We start from the raw sequence: 6,680 nt of genomic DNA, 5'->3' as shown, positions 1-6,680 counted from the left end.
GATCGCCTTGCCGCTGTCGCGCAGCGACACCAGCCGGCGGTGGATCGCCTCGATCGCGCCGATATCGACGCCGCGGGTCGGCTGGCCCACCAGCAGCACCTTGGGGTCGCGCTCGACCTCGCGGCCGACGATGATCTTCTGTTGGTTGCCGCCGGAGAAGTTGGCGGCCTTGAGATGCGGGTTCGGCGGCCTGACGTCGTAGTCCCGCATCAGCTGGCCGCAATTCTCGACCACCTTGCGGCCGTCGGTCAGGATCACGCCGTTGAAAGCGGGGTCGTCGTGATGGCCGAGGATCGAGCATTCCGCGGCGCTGAAGGCGGTGACCAGCCCGTCGCGGTGCCGGTCCTCCGGCACATGGCCGACGCCCAGGGCCCGCAGCGTCCGGGCATCGACCCGGGGCAGGCTCGACAGGGCGGTGCCGCCGACGATGATGTCACCCTTGGCCGGCCGGACCATGCCGGCGATCGCGGCCAGCAGCTCCGACTGGCCGTTGCCGGACACGCCGGCGATGCCGACGATCTCACCGGCGCGCAGCGACAGCGACACGTCCTTGACCCGGCGCACGCCCTGGCCATCGACGACGTCGAGGTCGCGCACCTCCAGCAGGATCTCGCCCGGCGTGGCCGGCGGCTTGTCGACGCGCAGCAGCACCTTGCGGCCGACCATCATCTCGGCCAGCTGCTCGCGGCTGGTGTCCTTGGTGGCGACATTGGCGACGACGCCGCCCTGCCGCATCACCGTCACCGCGTCGGTGACCGCCATGATCTCGCGCAGCTTGTGGGTGATCAGGATCACCGTCTTGCCCTGCGCCCGCAGCGCTGAGAGGATGCGGAACAGATGGTCGGCCTCCTGCGGCGTCAGCACGCCGGTCGGCTCGTCCAGGATCAGGGTGTCGGCGCCGCGGTACAGCGCCTTCAGGATCTCGACCCGCTGCTGCAGCCCGACCGGCAGGTCGCCGACCACGGCATCGACGGGCACTTCCAGGGTGTATTCGCGTTCCAGCCGTTGCAGCTCGGCCCGGGCCTTGGCCTTGCCGCCGGCCAGCAGGGCGCCGCCCTCGGCGCCCAGGATCACGTTCTCCAGCACGGTGAAGGGCTCCACCAGCATGAAGTGCTGGTGGACCATGCCGATGCCGGCGGCGATGGCATCGCTGGACGAGGTGATGCGCTGCACCGTGCCATTGACCAGGATCTCGCCGCTGTCGGCCTCGTAGAAGCCGTACAGGATCGACATCAGGGTCGACTTGCCGGCGCCGTTCTCGCCGATGATGCCGTGGATGGTGCCCGGCGCGATGGTCAGCGAGACGTCATGGTTGGCGCGGACCGGGCCGAAGCTCTTGTTGATGTTGCGCAGCTCGATGGCCGGCGGCGCCCCGTTAGGGGAACCGCCGGCCGCCGCGGCGCTGGTCACGCCGTTACTGGTCATATCGGGCCGGGGACCGGGCTCAGAGCGGGCAGGAATTGTCGGTGCGGTAGTCGACGACCTTGATCGAGCCGTCGATGATGCCCTTGGCCACCGTGTCGACCTTGGCCTTCATCTCGGGCGTGATCAGCTTGGCGTTGTTCTCATCGGCGGCCCAGCCCACGCCGTCTTCCTTCAGGCCGAGATTGTTGACGCCGGGCTTGAACTTGCCGTCCTGGGCCGATTTGAAGACGTTGTAGGCGGCAACGTCGACGCGCTTGACCATCGAGGTCAGGACCGAGCCGGGGTGCAGCATGTTCTGGTTGCTGTCGACGCCGATCGACAGCTTCTTGGCATCGGCCGCGGCCTGCAGCACGCCAAGGCCGGTCGCACCCGCCGCGGCATAGACCACGTCGGCGCCCCGATCGAACTGGCTGCGCGCCAGCTCACCGCCCTTGGTCGGGTCGTTCCAGGCGGCCGGGGTGGTGCCGGTCATGTTCTCCAGCACCTTGGCGCTGGAATTGGCGTAGTGCACGCCCTGGACGTAGCCGCAGCTGAAGGCGCGGATCAGCGGGATGTCCATGCCGCCGACGAAGCCGACGGTGCCGGTCTTCGACGCCATCGCGGCCAGCACGCCGACCAGGAACGAGCCTTCCTGTTCCTTGAACACGATCGACTGCACGTTCGGCTTGTCGACCACGGCGTCGATGATCGCGAATTTCACGTCGGGGAATTCGTCGGCCACGATCTCCAGCGCCGGGGCCTGGGCGAAGCCGACGGCGATCACGACATTGGCGCCGTTCTCGGCCATGCGGCGCAGCGCCTGTTCACGCTGGGATTCGTTGGTGACCTCGAATTCGGCGATCTTCACGCCGGACTCGTCGGACCACTTCTTCGAGCCGTTGTAGATGCCTTCGTTGAAGGAGCGGTCGAACTTGCCGCCCATGTCGAAGACCACGGCCGGCTTCACGTCGTCGGCGAAGGCGGCGCCGGCCACGAGAGCCGTGGAAAGGGCGAGGGCGGAAAGAAGGTTTTTCATTTTTGGAGACGCTCCCTATCAAACCGGAATGCAGAACATATCTGCCATGCGCATGCGGCGCCAGCGCCCTGAGGCGCCGGCAAGGCGGGTCATGGCGGGGTGGGGTCGGCGGATTCGGACAATAGATGGAAAGGTGTCGGCTGGGCCGCGGGGCTGTCGGATGCCGTCGTCATTATGTCTCCCAGGGGCCCATCCCAACGGGATGAGCCCATCCCGCCGGAAGACGACGAACCGCATCTGTCAAATTTCGTGGCGCCGCGGCCGGGTTCCCGGCGGATTGGGCATCGGCGCCGCCTCTCCTGAACCGAAACCGTATCCAAAACCTGACCAAACGGTCAAAGCAAATTTTCGCGTTGAAAATCAGTATTATTAGCGTGCCGCAAACCTCCGTGGCCGGCGGCTCTTCAGGGCTGTCAGGACAAGGGGAGAAGCGGGGCGGACGGAGCCTCCTCACCGAGGACATCGGCGATCCGGGCCTCGCCCGCGGCGGCCACCAGCCAGTCGCGGAAGGCGCGGACGGCTGGTCGGTCGATGGCGTCGGTCCGGCACAGGAAGTAATAGGCGTAATCCGCCACCTGCACGTCGGGGAAGGGCCGGATCAGACGGCCGCGGGTCAGGTCTTCGGCCATGATCGAGCTGCGGCCGATGGCGATGCCTTCGCCCGCGGCCGCCGCCTCCAGCATCATGTGGCTGTCGCTGTAGCGGGGGCCGCGCCGGTAATCGACATCGTCCAGGCCGAAATGCAGCAGCCATTGCTGCCAGGTGACCCAGGGCTCGTCATCCTCGGTCACCACGTCGTGGATCAGGGTGTGATGGCGCAGATCCTCCGGCCGGCGCAGCGGGTTCGGCCCGTCCAGCAGCGCCGGGCTGCACACCGGGAACACGGCATCGTCCAGGAAGCGCTCGACATGCAGGCCGGTCCAGCCGCCGCGGCTATAGCGCAGCGCGACGTCGACCCGCTCGCGCCGGAAATCCACCGCTTGGTTCTGGGCCCGGACCTCGACCTCGACGCCGGGGTTCAGGCGGCGGAAGGCGGACAGCCGCGGCAACAGCCAGCGCACGGCGAAGGAGGGCAGCACCGTGACCGAGACCACGGTCTGCAGCCCGTCGGCCCGGGTCCGCGCCACCGCCTCGGCCAGCCGGTCGAAGCCGCGGGTCAGCTGCGGCGCCAGCACCCGCGCCTGTTCGGTCAGCACCAACCCGCGTGGCAGCCGCTGGAACAGGGCAAGGCCGAGATGCGCCTCCAGCGCCTTCACCTGGTGGCTGACCGCAGCCGGCGTCACCGACAGCTCATCCGCCGCGTCGACGAAGCTGAGATGGCGGGCCGCCGCCTCGAACGCGCGAAGGGCATTCAGCGGAGGAAGGCGGCGCGCCATGGAATCGACCCCGCTTGAGCAATAGATTTTCTAAGTCGTAGCACGAGAAAGGGTCGTTTGTCGAAACCGGAACGAAGGCGCAACTATCAGGTCCAGGCGGGATGCAATCCGACCACCTTTCCCGCCTCCGTTCGTAGGAGACCTGCCATGTCCATCACCACCGGAGTTCCTCTCACCGCGTCCCGCCGCAGCCTCCCGCCGCAGGGTCTCGCCGCGCGCCTGGTCGACCGGCTCCTGGACTGGCACGACCGCGAGCGGCAGCGCCGCCACCTGTCCAGCCTCGACGACCATATCCTGGCCGATGTCGGCCTGACCCATGGCGACGTCGAAGAAGAGGCCCGCAAGCCGTTCTGGCGTGCCTGAGCCCTGACGTGCCCGATGGATCCGCCCCCATCGGGCACGTCCCCCACCTCCAGCATCCGTCCGCAGCCAAGGCATGGCACAGCGAAAATCGGATGCTAGATTGATCCCATGTCGCACGGGATCATCGATCACACCGAGACCCTGGCCGAAGAGATCGCCAATGCCGTCACCCACGGCATCGGCGCCGCCTTCTCCGTGGCCGGGCTGGTTGTCCTCCTGGTCCTGGCCAGCCTCTATGGCAGCGCGCTCGACGTCGTCAGCCTGGCGATTTACGGCACGACCCTGGTCCTGACCTATGTCGCCTCGACCCTCTATCACGCGGCGCGCGGGGCCCGGTTCAAGCATGCCTGCAACCTGCTGGACCATGCGTCGATCTACCTGCTGATCGCCGGCACCTACACGCCGTTCCTGCTGCTCGGCCTGCGCGGCGCCTGGGGCTGGGCCCTGTTCGCGGTGATCTGGGGCCTGGCGATCTCCGGCGTGGTGCTGCGCCTGGCCTGGCGCCACTACGGCAGGCGCGTGGCGGTGCCGCTCTATCTCGGCATGGGCTGGCTGATCCTGATCGCGATCGGCCCGGTGTGGTCGTCGCTGGGCGGCGTTGCCGTCGGCTGGATCGTGGCTGGCGGGCTGGCCTACACCATCGGCGTGGCGTTCTATGTGTGGGAGCGGCTGCCGTTCAACCACATGATCTGGCACCTGTTCGTGCGGGCCGGCAGCGCCCTGCAGTTCGCCGCCATCGTCATCTACGTCGTGCCGGCCGGATAAGGATCTTTCGCAGGGGCTGGCACGGAAGCGCCGTCGTCGCCATTCTGTCATCGTTGTCATCAAAAGCGACGAGGTGGATGTGGGCGAGCGGCCGGAGGATACGTTCCAGGAAGATCTCGCCACAGCGGCGCCCGGCCTGCCACCCGTGCGGCGCGGCTGGTGGAGCCGGCTGCGCCATCCGTTCGGCGGCCGTGGATCGCAGCGGGCAGCCTCCTTGCCCGGCCGCCGCGGCTGGGGCCGGACCATTCTCTGGGGCGTCGGCGGCCTGGTCGTCCTGTTCGTGCTCTACATGGCGGTCGGCGCCTTCGTGGTGCACGACATCGATGACGATCCCGATTTCGCCGCCTCCACCCCGGTCGCCGGCGGCAGCAAGGCGGTGGATGTCGCCACCGCGCTGATCGAGCGCGAGACCGGCGGCACCCATCGCTGGACCGCCAGCGACCCGGTCTTCCTGCCGGGCTGGGCGCTGGACAACATGCCGAACTACCAGCAGGGCATCATCTACGCCCTGTCGCGTTTCACCGCCGAGATGGGCGACCAGATCGGCCGGTCGCGCGGCTCCTCGCAGATGGACCCGGACCTCGACCGCGCCACCGGCCTGCTGCGCTATCCCGGCACCATCTGGCTGTTCGACCTCAGCACTTCCTGGGCGCCGACCGCGTCGTCGGAATCGCAGTATCGCGCCGCCGCCCGGGCGCTGCGCAGCTACAACGAACGGGTCGCCGCCGGCACTGCGCCGTTCGAGCGCCGGGCCGACAATCTGCTGCAGACGGTCGACCGCGTCGCCGCCGATCTCGGCTCGCAATCCGCCTTCCTGGCCGACCATATCGAACAGAGCCGCGGCTGGTGGATCGACACCGAGGCCGACGACAAGTTCTATGCCACCAAGGGCCGGCTCTACGCCTACTACCTGGTGCTGCGCGCCCTCGGCCAGGATTTCGACGGAGTCCTCGCCCAGTCCGGCGCGACCAAGATCTGGGCCGAGATGATCGACAACCTGCGCGAGGCGGCGGAGCTGCAGCCGCTGGTGGTGATGAACGGCCGCCCGGACGCCATGTTTCAGCCGAACCACCTGGCGGCGCAGGGCTTCTTCCTGCTGCGGGCCCGCACCCAGATGCGCGAATTGTCGAACGTCCTGCGCAACTGAGCAGCAGTTCCGGCGGCGGCGCTGGGATGCGGCGATCCACACTGGCGCCGGGTCGTTTCCCGTCCTAGTAAGGGTCAACCGCGATCAAGCGGAACAGCCCGAGGGTGTCGTCATGTCCGAGACCGCCGCCGTGCGTTTGCGCGGGTTTGCTGCCGTTCCGGCAGGGGCGCGCTGACATGGCGCTGCTGCCGCAGGAAATCATCCGCCGCAAGCGCGATGGGGCCGAACTCGACACCGCCGAGATCGAGGCGATGGTGCGCGGGGCGGTCGATGCCAGCGTCACCGACGCCCAGATCGCCGCCTTCGCCATGGCGGTGTTCTTCCGCGGCATGACCATGCCGGAGCGGGTGGCCTTCACCCGCGCCATGGCCCATTCCGGCCGGGTGCTGGACTGGTCCGGCGCCAACCTGCCCGGCCCGGTGCTGGACAAGCATTCGACCGGCGGCATCGGCGATAAGACCAGCCTGATCCTGGCCCCGATCGTCGCCGCCTGCGGCGGCTTCGTGCCGATGATCTCCGGCCGCGGCCTGGGCCACACCGGTGGCACGCTGGACAAGATGGATGCGATCCCCGGCTACATCAGCCAGCC

6 protein-coding genes and 1 pseudogene are annotated in these 6,680 nt (G+C 68.2%); 4 read left to right on the top strand and 3 right to left on the bottom strand.

The window, feature by feature from the left end; translation table 11 throughout:
• From AC3XYG_RS17940 to gcvA, 3 genes are all read right to left on the bottom strand, one after another.
• A partial coding sequence (locus AC3XYG_RS17940) for an ABC transporter ATP-binding protein (protein ID WP_489141215.1) occupies positions 1 to 1,425 on the bottom strand: 1,425 nt, incomplete at its 3' end.
• A gap of 19 nt (positions 1,426 to 1,444) precedes the next feature.
• Entirely contained in the window at positions 1,445 to 2,440 is a 996-nt protein-coding gene (locus tag AC3XYG_RS17935) for a BMP family lipoprotein (protein WP_489141214.1), read from the bottom strand.
• Between the two features lie 413 nt (positions 2,441 to 2,853).
• The gene (gcvA, locus tag AC3XYG_RS17930; RefSeq protein WP_489141213.1) at positions 2,854 to 3,816 is read right to left on the bottom strand and encodes a transcriptional regulator GcvA; all 963 of its coding nucleotides are present in this window, start codon (positions 3,814 to 3,816) and stop codon (positions 2,854 to 2,856) included.
• A gap of 147 nt (positions 3,817 to 3,963) precedes the next feature.
• Between gcvA and AC3XYG_RS17925 the strand changes: the two genes are divergently transcribed.
• The 4 genes and pseudogenes from AC3XYG_RS17925 to AC3XYG_RS17910 form a co-directional block, all read left to right on the top strand.
• Positions 3,964 to 4,179 (top strand): DUF1127 domain-containing protein, encoded by a 216-nt coding sequence (locus AC3XYG_RS17925; RefSeq protein ID WP_489141212.1) that lies wholly within the window; start codon positions 3,964 to 3,966, stop codon positions 4,177 to 4,179.
• A gap of 108 nt (positions 4,180 to 4,287) precedes the next feature.
• Positions 4,288 to 4,944, top strand: coding sequence for a PAQR family membrane homeostasis protein TrhA (gene trhA / locus AC3XYG_RS17920; RefSeq protein ID WP_489141211.1), 657 nt, complete (start codon positions 4,288 to 4,290; stop codon positions 4,942 to 4,944).
• A gap of 79 nt (positions 4,945 to 5,023) precedes the next feature.
• A complete protein-coding gene (locus AC3XYG_RS17915; protein ID WP_489141210.1) occupies positions 5,024 to 6,091 on the top strand; it encodes a DUF2333 family protein in 1,068 nt (355 codons plus the stop codon).
• Between the two features lie 176 nt (positions 6,092 to 6,267).
• A pseudogene (locus tag AC3XYG_RS17910) lies at positions 6,268 to 6,680 on the top strand (thymidine phosphorylase); the annotation flags it as partial.

It is taken from the genome of Inquilinus sp., from assembly GCF_057815775.1.
Note: the sequence above shows the minus strand (reverse complement) of the source record. Positions and strands in the feature narration are given on the sequence as shown.

Coding starts and splice junctions, on each gene's coding strand:
- AC3XYG_RS17935 (WP_489141214.1), bottom strand. CDS start 2,440: ATGAAAAACCTTCTTTCCGCCCTCGCCCTTTCCACGGCTCTCGTGGCC.
- AC3XYG_RS17925 (WP_489141212.1), top strand. CDS start 3,964: ATGTCCATCACCACCGGAGTTCCTCTCACCGCGTCCCGCCGCAGCCTC.
- trhA (WP_489141211.1), top strand. CDS start 4,288: ATGTCGCACGGGATCATCGATCACACCGAGACCCTGGCCGAAGAGATC.
- gcvA (WP_489141213.1), bottom strand. CDS start 3,816: ATGGCGCGCCGCCTTCCTCCGCTGAATGCCCTTCGCGCGTTCGAGGCG.